Source organism: Saccharopolyspora sp. NPDC045941 (genome assembly GCF_056431445.1).
On sequence record NZ_JBWKKU010000010.1, the window covers coordinates 19,617 to 36,421 of the forward strand.

General features: G+C 70.5%; 15 protein-coding genes. 9 read left to right on the forward strand and 6 right to left on the reverse strand.

Annotated elements, in window-relative coordinates; genetic code table 11:
* The first annotated feature begins 89 nt into the window (after positions 1-89).
* Positions 90-833 carry a metallophosphoesterase gene (locus AC07FN_RS10350; RefSeq protein WP_478395354.1) on the forward strand — a complete coding sequence of 248 codons (744 nt, stop codon included), beginning with the start codon at positions 90-92 and terminating at the stop codon, positions 831-833.
* 165 nt (positions 834-998) lie between these two features.
* Here AC07FN_RS10350 and AC07FN_RS10355 read toward each other — a convergent pair whose 3' ends face one another.
* Together AC07FN_RS10355 and AC07FN_RS10360 are read right to left on the reverse strand one after the other, a co-directional pair.
* Positions 999-1,301: a hypothetical protein gene (locus tag AC07FN_RS10355; protein ID WP_478395355.1), complete on the reverse strand. Its 303-nt coding sequence runs from the start codon at positions 1,299-1,301 to the stop codon at positions 999-1,001.
* A gap of 58 nt (positions 1,302-1,359) precedes the next feature.
* Positions 1,360-1,770 carry an HC3 family zinc finger protein gene (locus AC07FN_RS10360; protein ID WP_478395356.1) on the reverse strand — a complete coding sequence of 137 codons (411 nt, stop codon included), beginning with the start codon at positions 1,768-1,770 and terminating at the stop codon, positions 1,360-1,362.
* On the opposite strand from AC07FN_RS10360, the gene AC07FN_RS10365 reads away from it, so the two are divergent.
* Both AC07FN_RS10365 and AC07FN_RS10370 read left to right on the forward strand, forming a co-directional pair.
* The gene (locus AC07FN_RS10365; RefSeq protein ID WP_478395357.1) at positions 1,691-2,551 is read left to right on the forward strand and encodes a helix-turn-helix domain-containing protein; all 861 of its coding nucleotides are present in this window, start codon (positions 1,691-1,693) and stop codon (positions 2,549-2,551) included. The two genes, AC07FN_RS10360 and AC07FN_RS10365, sit on opposite strands and share 80 nt — an antisense overlap.
* Positions 2,548-2,742, forward strand: a complete 195-nt coding sequence (locus AC07FN_RS10370; protein WP_478395358.1) for a DUF397 domain-containing protein — start codon at positions 2,548-2,550, stop codon at positions 2,740-2,742. Before AC07FN_RS10365 ends, AC07FN_RS10370 begins: the two co-directional genes overlap by 4 nt.
* A 75-nt stretch (positions 2,743-2,817) precedes the next feature.
* Here the strand turns inward: AC07FN_RS10370 and AC07FN_RS10375 are convergent, their stop codons facing one another.
* The 4 genes from AC07FN_RS10375 to AC07FN_RS10390 all read right to left on the reverse strand — a co-directional run bounded on the left by AC07FN_RS10375 (position 2,818) and on the right by AC07FN_RS10390 (position 8,807).
* Positions 2,818-5,238, reverse strand: coding sequence for a Tex family protein (locus tag AC07FN_RS10375; protein ID WP_478395495.1), 2,421 nt, complete (start codon positions 5,236-5,238; stop codon positions 2,818-2,820).
* Between the two features lie 230 nt (positions 5,239-5,468).
* Positions 5,469-6,809: a hypothetical protein gene (locus AC07FN_RS10380; RefSeq protein WP_478395359.1), complete on the reverse strand. Its 1,341-nt coding sequence runs from the start codon at positions 6,807-6,809 to the stop codon at positions 5,469-5,471.
* A gap of 103 nt (positions 6,810-6,912) precedes the next feature.
* The gene (locus tag AC07FN_RS10385; RefSeq protein ID WP_478395360.1) at positions 6,913-7,290 is read right to left on the reverse strand and encodes a hypothetical protein; all 378 of its coding nucleotides are present in this window, start codon (positions 7,288-7,290) and stop codon (positions 6,913-6,915) included.
* Between the two features lie 206 nt (positions 7,291-7,496).
* Positions 7,497-8,807: a hypothetical protein gene (locus AC07FN_RS10390; protein WP_478395361.1), complete on the reverse strand. Its 1,311-nt coding sequence runs from the start codon at positions 8,805-8,807 to the stop codon at positions 7,497-7,499.
* A gap of 633 nt (positions 8,808-9,440) precedes the next feature.
* Between AC07FN_RS10390 and AC07FN_RS10395 the strand changes: the two genes are divergently transcribed.
* The 6 genes from AC07FN_RS10395 (at position 9,441) to AC07FN_RS10420 (ending at position 16,627) form a co-directional block, all read left to right on the forward strand.
* Positions 9,441-9,743: a hypothetical protein gene (locus AC07FN_RS10395; RefSeq protein ID WP_478395496.1), complete on the forward strand. Its 303-nt coding sequence runs from the start codon at positions 9,441-9,443 to the stop codon at positions 9,741-9,743.
* A 98-nt stretch (positions 9,744-9,841) separates the two neighbouring features.
* Positions 9,842-10,444 carry a TetR/AcrR family transcriptional regulator gene (locus AC07FN_RS10400; protein ID WP_478395362.1) on the forward strand — a complete coding sequence of 201 codons (603 nt, stop codon included), beginning with the start codon at positions 9,842-9,844 and terminating at the stop codon, positions 10,442-10,444.
* 155 nt (positions 10,445-10,599) lie between these two features.
* The gene (locus tag AC07FN_RS10405; protein WP_478395363.1) at positions 10,600-11,928 is read left to right on the forward strand and encodes an MFS transporter; all 1,329 of its coding nucleotides are present in this window, start codon (positions 10,600-10,602) and stop codon (positions 11,926-11,928) included.
* 67 nt (positions 11,929-11,995) lie between these two features.
* Positions 11,996-14,005 carry an acetate--CoA ligase family protein gene (locus tag AC07FN_RS10410; RefSeq protein WP_478395364.1) on the forward strand — a complete coding sequence of 670 codons (2,010 nt, stop codon included), beginning with the start codon at positions 11,996-11,998 and terminating at the stop codon, positions 14,003-14,005.
* A complete protein-coding gene (locus AC07FN_RS10415) occupies positions 14,002-15,198 on the forward strand; it encodes an alkyl sulfatase dimerization domain-containing protein (protein WP_478395365.1) in 1,197 nt (398 codons plus the stop codon). Before AC07FN_RS10410 ends, AC07FN_RS10415 begins: the two co-directional genes overlap by 4 nt.
* A 337-nt stretch (positions 15,199-15,535) precedes the next feature.
* Positions 15,536-16,627, forward strand: a complete 1,092-nt coding sequence (locus tag AC07FN_RS10420; RefSeq protein ID WP_478395366.1) for a lysozyme — start codon at positions 15,536-15,538, stop codon at positions 16,625-16,627.
* The last annotated feature ends 178 nt before the right edge of the window (positions 16,628-16,805 follow it).

A 16,805-nucleotide genomic window follows, 5' to 3' on the forward strand; every position in this document is an offset into this window, starting at 1 on the left:
AGCGCGCAGTCGGTCGCCGCGAAAGCACCGAGGGGTTTCCGATTTTGCCTAGAATTGGGAAGTTCTGAACCTTGCCCTCTGGAGGAGAGATGACCGTTCTGATCGCTCAGATCAGCGATCTGCACCTGGACGGCAGCCAGTGGGCGACGCAGCGCGCCACCCGCGTGATGGACCACCTCCGGGCCTTGCCCCGTCCGGTGGCTGCGCTGCTGGTGACCGGGGACATCGCCGATCACGGTGCGGAGGCCGAGTACGAGGAGGCGGCGCGGATTCTCGCCGCTCCGTTCCCGGTGCTCATGTGCCCGGGCAACCACGACGCGCGCCCGGAGTACCGGAAGGTCCTGCTCGGCGGGGATTCCGGCGGCGAGCCCGTCAACCAGGCCCACCACGTCGCCGGGACCGCGATCCTGATGTGCGACTCCACGATCCCGGGTCGCGACGACGGGCGGCTCGACGCGCCGACGCTCGACTGGATCGGCGCCACGCTCGACGAACTGCCGCCGGATGTCCGGGCGCTGATCGCGTTCCACCACCCGCCGGTCGGGCTCCACCACCCGTTCATCGACGGAATCCTGCTGGAACAGCCCGAAGAACTGGCCGCCGTGCTCGAAGCGCGCCCGCAGGTCGCCGCCGTGCTGACCGGGCATGCCCACACCGCGGCCGCCTCGACCTTCGCCGGGCGGCCGCTGCTCGTCGGGTCGGCGGTCAACTGGAACCTGCGCATGGCTTGGGAAGGCGACCGCCCGGACGATCGCGACGTGCCGCCCGGCATCGCCTTCCACGTGCTGGCCGACGATGGGCGCCTGACCACCCACTTCCGGGTCGTGCCCTGACCGCGGCGATGGCCAGCGGCTAGTAATACCGGATCGCAGCATCCACTGTGGATTCCCAGTGGGGTGCGGCCGGGCGGCGCCTGGGGGAGGGGGCGGTGCGCCGCCCGGCCGCGTCGGCTCGACGCCTCGGGGTCGGGGAAGGTGGCATCGAGCCGGGTCAGGTGGTCAGAGGCGTTGCAGGGCTTCTAGAACCCGGTGGTGGAGCTCGAACGACGGCGGCTCGTGGATCGGCACCGTGTCCAGTGTGGAATGTTCGGTCGGCTCCCGGGGTTCTCGCAGGTGGTGCCTGCCGGTCGGGGTGTCGTTCCGCTTCGCTTCGCCTTCCACGTGGTCGATCAGCTGCCAGACGTTCGTCGTGCCTTCGCCCGCTCCCGCGTGCTGGGGCAGGCGCCTGCGGTAGACGTACATCAGGGACATGCCGAGCAGCATCGAGCCCAAGCAGGACAGGGTGGTCCAGAACGGGTGCATCGCGCGATTCCTTTCCCAAGCAGGTGAGCGACTTCTTCGAGGGCTGCGGTCTTCGCGCTCAAGGCTCGATACCGGCGAGCCGCCGAGCCTCGCGGTTGCACTCGGGGCAGGTGTCCCAGAACCAGGCCAGCTCGCTGTCATCGGCGGAAAGCTGCTGAAGGCACAGAGTCAGCACCTGCGTCCCGGTCGGATACGAGCAACCACAAGGCTTTTCGTCCAAGCTCGCATGCCGCTGCCCAGCAGCAGGCACCCAATGAAACGGATACATCCACGACCCCCACTCATAGGATGGTGCATCTGGTGTGCACCAGCATGCACCAGATTGTTTTGCCTGCACAATGCCACTATTCGGTGATCCAAAAACGCGAATCCGAAGATAAGATTGGTGCATGACGCGCACCACTGGAGGAAGTCCGAAAGCACGGATCGTCGGCGCTGAACTGCGAAAAGCACGAGAGGCGCACGGCATAGGTGTTCGCGAATTGGCGCGCAGGCTCGGTATGGACCACTCAAAGTTGTCTCGCTGCGAGAGTGGAAGAACCACCGCCACGCCTGAGTTTGTAGCGAGTGTGCTCGCAGCTGTCGGCGTGCCAGAACCCGAACGTGAACGGGTGATCGAGCTCGCGCGTGGAACTGAGCGGACCAACTGGCTCGCGCCTGGTGTTCCTGGTGTGCACCACGAGCTGACCACGCTGATCGAGTTCGAGAAGACTGCCAAGCAGATTACGGAGGTGTCGCCGTTCGTCATCTCTGGCCTGCTTCAAACCGCCGACTACGCGCGTGCCCTGATGAGTGCAGGTGTTGGTGCCCCGCCTGACGATCTAGAAACCCGCGTGACACTACGTGTTGGACGTCGTGACGTTTTGACCCGCAAGGAGGGGCCGCACTTCACGTTCCTCGCGTTGGAGACCGCGCTACGCACCACGATCGGTGGGCCAGCGGTCATGGCTGACCAGCTCCAGCAGATCTTGACCATGTCCGAGTGGTCAAGTGTCACGGTTCAGGTGATCCCAGCCGACCTCGATGTCTGGCATCCCGCACTGCTTGGGTCATACATCTTGTTTGAGTTCCCCAAGTCAGATCCGATCGTTCACTTGGAGCAGTACGCCTCTGCAGTATTCCTGCACGAGCAAGAACAAACGGACGCATATCGCGAGGCGACCGATACGCTGCGCGAGTTGGCGATGAGTCCGGTCGAGTCGGTGAACCTCATTGCCAAGGTCACTGAGGAGATGGAGAGCAAGACATGACTCGAGAACCCAGCAGCTGGCGAAAGGCAAGCCGTTCGCACCAGCAGACTGCGTGCGTCGAGGTCGCGCCGACCGCCGTCGGTGCGGCGGTTCGGGACTCGAAGGACCGGGGTGCCGGGTACTTCACCACGACCGGCCGGCAGTGGCGGTTATTCGTCACCGCCATCAAGGCCGGGCGGTTCGAGCGCTGAGCGCACTGGGCCCGTGCGTACTTTTTGTCGCTATAGCAACCCAAAGTACGCACGGGCCCTGACCAGCTGAAACGGCTACTTGCCGAAGCCCGCCTTGCGGAGGGCGTCGGCCATCGATCCGGACGGGGCATCGTTGCGCTGACCGCGTCCGCCGCGTCCCTGGCCGCCTCGGCCCTGACCGCCCTGGCCGCCGCCCTGGCCGCCCCGGCCCTGACCGCCGCCGCCCTGACCACGCCCGCCGCCGTTGCGGCCGCCGCCGCCCTGGCCGCGTCCGCCGCCCTGGCCCCGGCCGGAGTCGCGGTCCTGGCGACCGCCGGCGCCCGGCTCGTCGTCCAGGCGCAGCGTCAGCGAGATCCGCTTGCGCGGGATGTCCACGTCCAGGACCTTCACGCGCACGATGTCGCCCGACTTCACCACGTCGTGCGGGTCGTTGACGAAGTTCTTCGACATCGCCGACACGTGCACCAGGCCGTCCTGGTGCACGCCCACGTCCACGAACGCGCCGAACGCCGCCACGTTCGTGACCACGCCCTCCAGCGTCATGCCCGGCTTCAGGTCGGCGATCTTCTCGACGCCGTCCGCGAACGTCGCCGTCTTGAACTCCGGTCGCGGGTCGCGGCCCGGCTTGTCCAGCTCCGCCAGGATGTCCGTGACCGTCGGCAGGCCGAAGCTGTCGTCCACGAAGTCCTGCGGCCGCAACGACTTCAGCACCTTCGCGTTGCCGATCAGCCCGGTCATCTCACCGCCGGTGCTGCCCAGGATCCGGTGCACCACCGGGTAGGCCTCCGGGTGCACCGCCGAGGAGTCGAGCGGGTCGTCGCCGTCCGGGATCCGCAGGAAGCCCGCGCACTGCTCGAACGCCTTCGGGCCCAGCCGCGCCACGTCCTTGAGCGCCTTGCGGGTCCGGAACGGGCCGTTGGTGTCGCGGTGGTGGACGATGTTGTCCGCCAGCCCCTCGCTGATGCCCGACACGCGCGTCAGCAGCGGCGCCGACGCCGTGTTCACGTCCACGCCGACCGCGTTCACGCAGTCCTCGACCACCGCGTCCAGCGAACGCGACAGCTTCGTCTCCGAGATGTCGTGCTGGTACTGGCCGACGCCGATCGACTTCGGGTCGATCTTCACCAGCTCCGCCAGCGGGTCCTGCAGGCGCCGGGCGATCGACACCGCGCCGCGCAGCGACACGTCCAGCTCCGGCAGCTCCCGCGACGCGTAGGCCGACGCCGAGTACACCGACGCGCCCGCCTCCGACACCGAGATCTTGGTGAGCTTCAGGTCCGGGTTCTGGCTGATCAGGTCGCCCGCCAGCTTGTCCGTCTCGCGCGACGCCGTGCCGTTGCCGATCGCGATCAGGTCCACGTTGTGCGCCTTGGCCAGCGTCGCCAGCTTCGCCAGCGCCTGGTCCCACTGCCGCTGCGGCTGGTGCGGGTAGATCGTGTCGGTCGCGACGACCTTGCCGGTGCCGTCGACGATCGCGACCTTCACGCCGGTCCGGAAGCCCGGGTCCAGGCCCATCGTGGCGCGCGAACCGGCCGGCGCGGCCAGCAGCAGGTCGCGCAGGTTCGCCGCGAACACCCGGACCGCCTCGTCCTCGGCGTTCTGCCGCAGCCGCAGCCGCAGGTCCACGCTCAGCCGCGTCAGGATGCGGGTGCGCCACGCCCAGCGGACCACATCGGACAGCCACTTGTCGGCCGGGCGGCCCTGCGCGGCGATGCCGAACTGCTGCGCGATCCGCAGCTCGTAGTCGGTCGGGCCCACCTGCTCCGCGCCGTCGTCGGGCTCCAGCGCCAGCTCCAGGGCCTCCTCGTTCTCGCCGCGGAACAGCGCCAGGATGCGGTGCGACGGCAGGTCCGCGAAGCCCTCGGAGAACTCGAAGTAGTCGGCGAACTTCGCGCCGTCCTCCTCCTTGCCCTCGCGGACCTTGGAGACCATCCGGCCGCGCGTCCACACCCGCTCGCGCAGCTCGCCGATCAGGTCGGCGTCCTCGGAGAACCGCTCGACCAGGATCGAGCGCGCGCCGTCCAGCGCGGCCTGGGCGTCGGCGACGCCCTTCTCGGCGTCCACGAACCCGGCCGCGGTCTCCTGCGGGTCGTTGCTCGGGTCCGACAGCAGCCGGTCCGCCAGCGGCTCCAGGCCCGCCTCGATGGCGATCTGGGCCTTCGTGCGGCGCTTGGGCTTGTACGGCAGGTAGATGTCCTCCAGCCGCGCCTTCGAGTCCGCTGCGTTGACCTGAGCCTCCAGCTCGTCGGTCAGCTTGCCCTGCGAGCGGATCGATTCCAGCACCGTCGCGCGCCGCTCTTCGAGCTCGCGCAGGTAGCGCAACCGCTCTTCGAGCGTGCGCAGCTGGGCGTCGTCGAGGGCGCCGGTCGCTTCCTTTCGGTAGCGCGCGATGAACGGCACAGTCGCCCCGCCGTCGAGCAAGTCGACGGCAGACTGCACCTGGCGCTCGCGGACGCCGAGCTCCTCGGCGATCTTCTGATGAACAGTCGTCACGATGCTGATTCCGCCTTCTCTGCGATCTTCGCCAGATCCGACCGAGCATTCTGCCGGACACCGCCCGCGCGCAACGTCGGCACTCACGTCGGCGTGTCGGAACGTCGCCCATCGAGACCGCGCGATCACCCGGGGTGCGTCCGGGTGACCGTGACGTTTTCGCGCGAAACCGGCGTCTTGCCTCAGGAGAAACGCCGGGTTCGCGCGAAAACGCCGTCCTCCGGCGCCGGGGCCTACCGCGATTCGAGCGCGCGGCGCGCCCGCCACCTGCGCAGCGACCGGATGAGTTGGCGGGTCAGGTTGGTGAGCACCAGCGCGAGGCCCGCCCACGGCAGCACCAGCAGCGCGAGCCGGAGCACGCCGACCGCCGCCGCGGCGGCGTCGCCCGCCCGCACCGAGGAGCCCACGCCGTTCCACTGCAGGACCAGCGCTTGCCACACGGTGGGCAGCACGTGCGGCGCGAGCAGCAGGAAGGCGATGATCCAGTACGCCATGAACGGGATCACCAGCACGACCCACACCGTGATCACCCGGCGGACCCACGGCTTGAGCTCCTGCACGCGCGGGTGCGGGCGGCGGCCCGGGAGCAGGCTGCGCAGGACCGGCCCCATCCGGTCGAACAGGTCGGGCACGCCCACCAGGTCGCTCAGGATGTAGTAGCCGTCGAAGCGGACCGACGGCAGGAGCTGCCAGAAGGTGGTCGCCTGCCACGCCAGGAACGCGGCCAGCAGCCACGCCGAACCGGTCGGCGCGTAGGCGGCGATCATGACGAGCATCGCGATCACGTTGAAGTAGATGCCGCCGAGGTCCGTGCGCAGCCGGCCGCCGCGGCTGAGCCGGTAGGAATCGGTGACCGTGCTGTACATCGCGGGCCACACCAGGTAGATGCCCACGCCCATCGCGCCCGGCCGCGCGCCGCCGTAGCGGCAGGCGGCTACGTGACCGCACTCGTGGAACATCCCGGAGACGATCAGCACGCCCAGCACCAGCAGCATCTGCTCCGGCCGGTTGAGCAGCTCCTTCGCGCCCGCGACGACCTGTTCGGCGCCGCCGTTGACGGCCAGCCAGACATCGGCGAAGACGAAGGCCGCGAGGACGACGATCACCACCGGCGGCCAGAACAGCGGCTGGAAGATCCGGGCGATGACCGCCACGGTGCGCTCCGGCACCAGTGCGACGCGGAACCTCAACGCCAGCAACCGATCCCGGCCCTTCGGGATCTTCTCCGGCGGCGCCCCGGACTCCGAAACGGCCACGATCCCGGCGGGCCGCAACCGGTTCTCGACGAGGTAGAACGCCTGCCCGGCGGTGACGGTGCGCGCCGATTCGACGCTGAGGCGCGCGGCGAGTTCCGCGAAGCTGCGCCGCCCGTCGAGCCCCGCCGCCGCCAGGTACAGCAGGTGCGAGAGCTGGAGCACCTGCCCGTCGCGGCGGCGCACCAGGTACGGCGCCTCGCGGTGGCCGGAGCCCTGGTAGCGGCCGATCAGCTCGGTGCCCGCCACGAGCGCGGGCACCGGCAGGTGCGCTACGTCCTCGTCCGCCGGGGGCGACCCGGCCTGGTGCGGGGCGGCCATCGCGACTCCTGATCAGGTCCGAACGTGGCCGACGGGCGCGACATCCTCGCTGGTGGGGGAGGTCGCGCCCGCCGGTGGTGGTGCTGTCGAACGATCCGCGGCGTCAGCCCACGTTGCCGCCGCCGTTGCCGCCGGTGCCGTTGCCGCCGATGCCGTTGCCGCCGATGCCGTTGCCGCCATCGCCGCCGTCGCCGCCGTCGCCACCGAGGCCGCCTGCGCCGCCGGCACCGCCGTTGCCGCCGCCCTGACCGCCACCGTTGCCGCCGCCGGTGCCGCCGTTGCCGCCGGTGATGTCACCGGTGGTGATGACGTTGGCGTCGCCGGTCACGGTGTGGGTGTGCGTGGGCGGGTCGTACGGGGCCAGGACGTCGGTGCCGCTCCAGGGGAGCCAGAACGTCGACATGACCGTGCGCGCCGGCAGGAACTCGACGCGCTGGTCGTCCAGTTCGGCAGCGCTCAGCGACCGAGAGGTCTGTGGCATCTGGTGCTCCTTCTCAATTCGAGGGGATTCACAGGGGAAAACCGGAGTTCGGCCGCCCCGCTGGAGCGCCGCTGCGGCACGATCCCGGCGCACGGGCCAGAACCTAGAAGCACCGGACGCCCGCTGCACTTTGATTCACTCCCACGGGGTGCATCTCGACGGAGCGGGCGGGGATCTGATCCGCCGCAGTCGGCTCGGGGTGTTCATCAGGAGCCCTGGCGGGCCGCCTCTTCGGTGCCGATGCGGCCGCCGGCCCCGCCGGTGCCGCCGACTCCGCCGGTGCCCGCGATGGCGTTGAGGCCGCCCTGGCCCTGTAGCCCGGCCGTGCTGCCCATGCCGCTGCCGTCGCCGCCGTCGCCACCGCCGCCGCCGTCGCCGCCAGGGCCCTCGAGGACGTGGACCGCGGACCGGCCACCGTTCTCGGACATGATCTTGCCGGCGTTGGCGGTCCCGCCGCTGCCGCCGATTCCGCCGGCCCCGCCGTCGCCTTCCACGTCAACGCCCCCGCGGGAGCTGGTGGCGCTCGGCTGGCCGTCGCCGCCCTTGCCACCGACACCGCCCCGGCCGCCCTTGCCGCCTTGCACGGTGATGTCGTCGTCGCCGATGCTGACGATCGTGCCGGTGGGGCCGTTGCCGACGCCGCCGGGTCCGTTGGCCGCGAGGGCGCCACCGCCGCCGTTGCCGCCGACACCGCCGTTGCCGCTGCGCGTTTCCGCGGTGCCGGGTCCGCCGCGGCCGCCCGTGCCGCCGTCGCCGTTGTTCCCGCCGGTGATGGTGATCGTGTTGTTGCCCTCGCCGGGGTTGATGCGGCCGAGGTTGCCGATGCCGCCCTGGCCGCCGTTGCCACCGGCGCCGCCGCGCGCGTCGGCCGGGTTGGTGCTGCCCGGCCCGCCGTCGCCGCCTTCACCGCCGTTGCCGCCGGCACCGCCGAGGATGGTGATCGTGTCGTCGCCCAGCCCGGCGTTGAGCACGCCGGTCTCCGCCACGGCAGGACCGCCGACGCCGCCGGGGCCGCCCTTGCCCGCGCTGCCTCCGGCCCGTGCGCTGGTCCTGGCGTCGGTGCCGCTCAGACCCGCGATGCCGCCGGTTCCGCCGCCGTTCTTTCCGCCGCTGGTGCCGTCGATGTCCCGGTCGCTGCGGGCCCAGCCGAGGTAGCCGTTGCCGCCCTTGCCGCCGGTGCCGCCGCTGCGGCCGGTGATGGTGATCGTGTCGTCGCCCCCGCCGGCGTTGATGGTGCCCGCCAGCGCCCCGGTGAGCACGATCCGGTCGTTGCCCTCGGTGCCGTCGACCGTCATCCCGGCCGGGATTCCCCGGCTGCAGAAGATGTTCACCCCGGAACCGTTGTCGGTCCGGGTGCAGGACGGGGGGGCGGCGTCGGCCGGCTGGACCGCGATGAGGCTGAACGCCGCGGCGAGCACGGCGGCGCCGGGCAGCGGCCATCGCGTTCCGGGGTTGTGGCCGCCGCCGAAGGCGCTCGGCACCTCGGCGGGAAGGGCCCGACGTGGACGGTTACTCATCGACGCAACTCCTAACCGGGTGTGATCATGGCTGGGCCAAACGGTGGCAGAGTTCGAGGCGAAAGAACTACTGACTCGCTGGATTCGAAAGGGTGATTCCGAGTTGCGCGGGATCCGCTCGCGTGCCCTCGGTGGTCCGGGGTGCCGCAAACCTGATCTTGGCGCGGGGCGGTGATCTTCTCGTCGCGCGGAATGCGAGCTATTTCGTTCCGGCAGGTTTGTGTGACCGGATTTCGCCGGACGCGATCGGTCGCCGGATATTACGCGACGCGGTGTTTTTGGAAGTTGATTTAGCTGGAGAACGACAGCTGGGAGTGCGATGTCATTGTCCGGAAGAAAGGATCTCGACCGATTTCAATTTGATATTGCCTGGAGATCACGGACTGCGTTGATGCAGGTGGGAGGGCATGTTTATGGATATTGGTCGGAGTTTTACGGCATGGCCACCCGGGCTGGCGGAGGTTTTCGTGCTGCGCGGCATTGCGGCTGCCCCTACCCTCCGTGCTGATGCCGACTAATCTGGGGCATTGGAACGGGGATCTGGGGGTTTGGACCTTGTTTGGGCATCGATCTCCACTGGATTCCGAGCCCTTTTCCGGACTGAGGGAGGATCAGGTGTTCGAAAAGGATGAAGTGTTGAGTTCGGAGGAGCTCGGCGAGCAGCGCGTGGAGTTCCTGCCCGCGCGCACGGTCATGACCGCGTTCGCGCCCACCGGCGGCCCCGTCGTGATCAACGGCGGCGACGGCGGTGACGGTGGCGGTACCGGTGGCGGTACCGGCGGTGGCGATGGCGGCGACGGTGGCGACGGCGCACCCGACAACGGCACCGGCGGCATCGGCGGTCCGGGTGGCCACGGCGGCCCCGGCATCGGCGGCAACGGCTGGGGCGGTGGCGGCATCGGCGGCATGGGTGGCGGCAACGTGAAGTGGTGGTGATCCGCCCCCGGCTGCATCGGCGGGCCCGCGTAGTTCTCGCGGGTCCGCCGCTTGCCGCCTGATCCCGTGCGGTGATCCGGTTTGAGTACGGTACGCGGATGGCTAAGTCGCGGACGCCGGGCGGCGCGTCGATGGACAGCGAGCAGACCGCGCGCTCCCTGGAACGGGCGGCGCTGGAACTGCTGGCCCGGGACGGCGTGCTCAAGGGTCTCAACCTGCGCGAGGTCGCCGATCACGCCGGCGTGAACCGGGCGCTGGTGTACCACTACTTCGGCTCGCGGCGCGATCTGCTGCGCGCGGCGCTGCGGCACAACGTGCGGCAGCGGATCATGAGCGCGCGGGTGCAGGACGAGCCGTTGGGCTTCGGCGACCGGATGAAGCACGTGCTGCGCGGCTGCATCCGGTACGTGTCGATGTACCGGCTGGTCGCGCTGCTGGTGCTGGACGGCGACTCGACGCTGCGGTTGATGCCCGACCTGCCGCGCACGCAGCAGCGGTTGAAGCAGGACCAGGCCGAGGGGGCGCTGGATTCGGAGATCGATCCGGTGGCGCTGCACGCGATGATGGTTTCGCTGTCGCTCGGGTACGCGATGTCGCGCACGCGGCTGGCCAAGGAGTTCGGCATCGGCGTGCGCGAACTGGACGAGCGGATGCTCGCGGTCGCCGAACGGCTGGGGCCGCAGGCGCCCGAGAAGCCCTGAATTACCTGTTCAGGATGTCTGAGTAGATCATGAAAGAGCTTGCTGTTGAGGGAAAGTCTGTCTCCACAGGATTGACGAAACGTTAAACACGCGCTTTCCTCTGTGGGTCGGCGCGGCCTCGCCGTTGAGGCCGCCGCCGCGAGGAGGCGAGTTCATTGGCGGTTCCCCAGACCACCGAGTTTGCCGGCAGCGGCACGCGCCAGACGCAGCCCGGGAGCGTGCGGGCCTGGCTGGTCGTGGCGATGGTCGTCACCCTCATGGTGATCAACTTCGGCGACAAGGCGGTGCTCGGGCTCGCGGCCGGGCCGATCATGCGGGAGCTCGGGCTCAGCGCCGCCGAGTACGGCGCCGTGGCCAGCAGCTTCTACCTGCTGTTCAGCGTGTCCGCGGTGCTGGTCGGCTTCCTGTCGAACCGGGTCAAGACCACCTGGATCCTGGGCATCCTGGCGGTGCTGTGGTCGCTGACCTCGGTGCCGCTGCTGCTCGCGGCCAGCGTCTCCACCCTGTACCTCAGCCGGATCGCGCTCGGCGCGGCCGAAGGGCCGACCGCGCCGATGGTCGTGCACGCCGTGCAGAAGTGGTTCCCGGAGGACCGCCGGTCGGTGCCCACGGCGCTGACGCAGATGGGCGGCGCGCTGGGCCTGGTCATCGCGTCGCCGACGCTGGTCTACCTGATCACCAACCACGGCTGGCGCGCGGCGTTCGTCGCGTTGGCGCTGGCCGGCGTGGTGTGGGTGGTGCTGTGGACGTTCATCGGCCGCGAAGGGCCGCTGACCACCTATGACGCCGGGCAGCACGGCGTCGTGCAGGCGGGCGGCGAGCCGGACGTGCCGTACCGGAAGCTGTTCTTCAACGGCACCTTCGTCGGCGGCCTGCTGGCCGGGGTCGGCGCGTACTGGGCGCTGGCGATGAACACCGCCTGGCTGCCGATGTACCTGGAGAACGCGCTCGGGTACGAGCCGCACCAGATCGGCGTCGTCGTGGTGATCCCGAACGTGCTGAACGCGCTGGTGATGCTGGTCGTCCCGTGGCTCTCCGGGCGCTGGATGCGCCGTGGTGCCACCGGCCGGGTGGCCCGCGGTGTCGTCGCCGGGCTGGCCGTCACCTTCGCGGGCGGCTGCATGCTGCTCCTGCCGCACACCAGCGGTGCCGCCGCTCTGGTGCTGATGACGCTGGCGTTCGGGCTGCCGAGCGTGGCGTTCCCGCTGGGCTACCTGACTGCCGCGCAGATCGCGCCGGTCCGCAAGCGCGGGGCGGTGATCGCATCGAAGACGGCGCTGGTGACCCTGGCCGGGGTGTTCGCGCCCGCCGTGACCGGCGCGCTCGTCCAGGCCGCCGGTTCGGGCGGGGCGGGATTCCAGACCGCGTTCGGCCTGTGCGCCGGGCTGATGATCGTCGGCGGCCTGCTCGCGGTGCTGGTCGTGAACCCCGAGCGCGACGCCCGCCGCCTCGGCCTGCTGTCGGCCGCAGCCGACCGCCCCTGAGTTTGACGACCTGTGCAGCAGCAAGAAGCACGCACGAGCCGGAGAGTTGAGATCGCGAGGAGGCCGCATGCCGCTGGATTCGTTGTTCTTCCCCAAGGCGATCGGGGTGATCGGGCTGTCCGCCCGGCCCGGGTCGTGGGGGAGCCGGGTGGTGGAGATCCTGCGCTCCGGCGGGTTCGGCGGCGAACTGTACGCCGTGGAGCCCCGCAACCGCGACGTGGACCTGCCGATCCTCGACGACCTGGCGGAATCCGGGAAGCTGCTGGACATCCTGGTCGTGGCCGTGCCGGCCGAGGCCGCCATCGAGGTGATCGAGCGGGCGCGGCGCGGTGGCGTCGGAGCCGTCGTGCTGTTCTCGTCCGGATTCGCCGAGGACGGCGCCGACGGCCGGGAGCGGCAGCAGCGGTTGCGCGAGGCCGCCGGGGACATGCCGGTGCTCGGGCCGAACTGCCTCGGCGTGATCAGCAAGCCCGCCTCTGCGAACGTGACGACCACCGCGTACGTGGCGCGGCCCGCGCCGCCGCCGGGTCCGGTGTCGCTGGTGTCGCAGAGCGGTGCGGTCGGCTTCGTGCTGGCCAGCCTGCTCGACGCCCGAGGTGTGGGCTTCACCTACTACGCCAGCGTCGGCAACGAAGCCTGCCTGGAGGTCACCGACATCGGCGGTTACCTCGTCGAACGCCCCGACGTGCGGGTGCTCGGGCTGTACGTGGAGCAGATCCGCGACCCGGAGGCGCTGGAGCGGCTCGGCAGGCGGGCGGTCGAACTCGGCAAGCGCATCGTGGTGCTCAAGGCCGGTGCCAGCGAGGCCGGGCAGCGTGCGACGCTCTCGCACACCGCGGCCGTGGCCGGGGATCAGCTGCTGTTCGACGCGCTGTGCCGGGACGCGGGAATCGTGGTGGCCGAGGACGACGAGTCGTTCGCCGATCTCGTCGTCGCGCTGCAACGCGAGGTGTCGCTGCCGCCGCGACCGAACATCGCGGTGCTGTCGATGTCGGGCGGCGCCGGGGCGATCATCGCCGACCGGCTGGCCGCGCTCGGCGCGGAAGTCCGGCCGTTGAGCGGGAAGACCCGGGACCGGATCGAGGAGCTGGAGCTCGCGGGCGTCGCGTCGACGGACAACCCGATCGACCTCGGCGGGCAGTTCTACCGCAGCTCCGACGCGTTCGGGCAGCTGCTCGCGCTGCTCGACGAGGATCCCGAGGTGGACGGCGTCGTCTGCTGCTTCACCTTCGGCGACCTGTTCCCGGAGCTGTACCGGGACCTCGCCGAGAAGATCGCCGCGCTGGACTCGCCGAGCTGGCTGGTGTGGGCGTGCCCGCCGCCGGGCGCGCTGGCCGGCACGCCGCCCGGGGTGGTGTACCCGAGCATCGCCGGGCTGATCCGCGCGCTGCCCGGCGTGATCCGCCCGGCGCAGCTGGACGTCGAGATCGGTGAGCAGGACGTGTCGGCGGCGGTGGAGCTGCTGAAACCGCACACCGGCGTGGTCACCGAGATCGATGCCCGCGAGGTGCTGCGCGAACTCGGCGTGCGCTACGTGGACACCGCCGTCGCGGGCGAGGACCTGCCACCCGCCGATCGGTACGTCGTGAAGATCGACTCGCCGGACGCGCCGCACCGCGCTCGCCTCGGCCTGGTCAAGCTGGGCGTCGCGGCGCCGGACGTCGCCGCTACCTGCGCGGAACTGCTTGCCAGGGCTGGCGAACTGGGCCTCGCCGGGGCGCGCGCGGTGATCCAGCCGCAGCTCGCGCACCAGGGCGAGATCGCCGTCGGGGCGGTGCGCGATCCGCACTACGGGCCCGCGCTGCTGATCGGACCCGGCGGCTCGCGCGTCGAGGAGGCGGGGCTGGCGCGCCAGGTGATCCGCCTGCCCGCGCGTCCCGGGGCGATCGCACGCGCCCTCGCCGACGCGGATCCACAACTGTCCACTGAGGAGTTCGCCGCGGTGCTGGCCCGGCTCGGCGAGCTCGTCGTGCGGGTACCGGCGCTCGCCGAACTCGACATCAACCCGCTGCTGCTGACGGCGGACGGCGCGCCCGTCGCCGTCGACTCGCTCATCGTCGTACCGGAGGAAGCATGACCGACACCGCCGAACGCAACCCGCTTGAGAAGCGCCGGCCGACCCAGGTCGTCGCCCCGGGGGTCTACCAGCTGGGATTGCAGGGCAACAGCTTCGTCGTCGAAACCGAGCAGGGGCTGCTGGTGGTCGACACAGGGCCGAGTCCGAAGTTGGTCCCGGACGCGCTCGCCGACCTGCGGCAGCACACCGACGCCCCGATCCGCTGGATCGTCTACAGCCACGGGCACATGGGCTACAACTACGGCGTGCCCGGGTTCCTCGCCGACGCCGAACGCCGCGGCGACCCGCGGCCGACGATCATCGCGCACGAGAACGTGGTCCGCCGCTACCGCCGGTACGCCGAGACGGGCGGGCTGCAGTCCCACCTCAACTCGATGCAGTTCCGCCGCGCCAAGGAGGACTTCCCGGCGGTACCCCCGCAGACGTTCCCGGACCAGACCTACGCCGAGTCGTTGACGCTCGGCACCACCGGCCGCGTGGTGCAGCTGCTCTGGGCGCCGTCGGAGACCGACGACGTGACGGCGGTGTGGCTGCCGCAGGAGCGCATCCTCTACGGCAGCGCGGCGTTGATCGAGTCCATCCCGAACGTCGGCACGCCGCTGCGCACCCTCCGCGACCCCGTGCGCTGGGCCGACACCCTCGACCGGTTCGCCGCGCTCGACCCCGCCGTGGTGGTGCCGGAGTGGGGCAAGCCGCGGCGCGAGCAGGTCGGGGAGATGCTCACCGGGACAGCGCGGGCCCTGCGCTGGCTGCGCGCCGAAGTGGTGGCGCGGCTGAACAAGGGCATGGTGGTCGGCGAGATCCTGCACGACCTCGACTACCCGGCGGAGCTGTTCGAGCAGTCGTGGATGGCCGAGACCTACGGGCACCGCGACTACGTGGTCCGGGACATCGTGCGGTCCGAGACCGGCTGGTGGGACTTCAACCCGACCAACCTGCACCCGTCCCGCCCCGACGTCGCCGCGGCAGCGGTCGCGGACGCGATCACGGACCAGGCGGCGGTGCTGGCCAGGGCCCGCGAGCTGCGCGACGCGGGGGAGGTGCAGCAGGCGCTGCACGTGATCGACCTGCTCGCGCTGGCGCCGGGGAACCAGCCGGAGGTCGTCGAGGCCCGCGAGCTGAAGGCGGAGCTGTGCGAGCTGCGCGCGAAGCAGGCATCGAGCTACGTGTCCCGGAGCCTGTACCGGATCTAGCGCGCAGCTCCGGGCGCAGGTGCCGAGGCACAACGCCACCGACATCCCCACTTGTCACATGCGCCCCGCGGGTTGTCGCCCCCCGCGGGGCGGGGCTTGTGAGCTGAGCCGCTAGGCTGCTGCCGCCGAACGCCGCGCAGTCACAAATCGTGACGGATCAAGCGGCGCGCGTACCCGATAGGGTTAATCCAGGTACCCGCGTACGTACAAACCGCGATGCATGCACACGCTCCGTGCTGGAGTGTGGTGACTCGTGAACCCCGAATCCTCCGACCAACCAAGATCCCCCGAAAACAACGATCACGCCTCCACCCCGAACGAGGCGACTGACCGCGGGTTGCGTTCCGCTGCGCTGCGTGCCGACCAGGCCCTGCGCACGGCAGTGGATCGCGTGCGGCCGGCGGCGCACCGCGTCGGCGAGTGGCTCGCCCCGCTGATCCAGCGCGTCCTGCAGTGGCTCGCACCGCTGCTGCAGCGAATTCAGGAAGCACCCGTGGTGCGGCGTCTCCGGGAGAGGGTTGCGCCGCACGTCGAGAAGCTCCCCGAGTCCGTGCGGCGGGCGCCGCGGACCCGGTCCATGCAGGTGGGCGCCGCCGTCGCCGCAGTCGGCGTGGTGGGCCTCGTGATCGGCAGCGCGACCTCCGGCCCGACCGAGACCGAGGTCCACGAAGCCGCCGTGGAAGCCCCGATCCAGCAGCCGCAGGCCCAGGTCGCTCCCGAGCAGGCCGCCCAGGCCCCGGCTCCCCAGGCCGCGCCCGCCCCGCAGGCGCAGCCGGCTCCGGAGGCCCCGCTGGGCCCGCCGGTCGAGGGCATCGACGTGTCCAACCACAACGGCGACATCGACTGGCGCCAGGTCGCGGCCGACGGCAAGAAGTTCACCTTCGTGCTGGCCACCGACGGCACCAGCTTCACCAACCCGCGCTACAGCGAGCAGTACCACGGCGCCAAGGACGCCGGCCTGATCGCGGGCGCCTACCACTTCGCGCGGCCGGGTTCGTCCTCGGCGGAGGTGCAGGCCGAGCGGTTCCTGAACACCGCCGACTACCAGTCCGACGGCAAGACCCTGCCGCCCGTGCTGGACCTGGAAGTGGACCCGAACTCCGGCGGCTGCTACGGCCTGTCCGTGTCCGACATGCACCTGTGGACCAAGACCTTCAACGACAAGGTCAAGGAGCGCACCGGCAAGGAGCCGATCATCTACGCCAACCCGTCGTTCTGGCGGCAGTGCATGGGCGGCACCGACACCTTCGACGGCCACCCGCTGTGGCTGGCCTCCTACGAAGTGGACAGCCCGGCGGTTCCCGGCGGCTTCTCCGACTGGGACTTCTGGCAGTACACCGACAAGGGCGATGTCGCCGGCATCGGCGGCAACACCGACCTGAACCAGTACCAGCAGGGCTTCGAGCGGCTCAAGCAGCTGGCCGGCTGACCCCCGGCGTTCGCCGGAATTTCGACGGGAGCGGGCCGTCCGCGCAAGCGGGCGGCCCGCTCCTTTTCGTGCGCCGCCCGGCTCAGCGACGTGGCCTCGAGTCAACGGCCTGTTCGCCTCGTCTATCGAGGTGAACGGGCCGTTCGCTCGTCGCCGGTCGTGCGTACTGGTGTTGGGC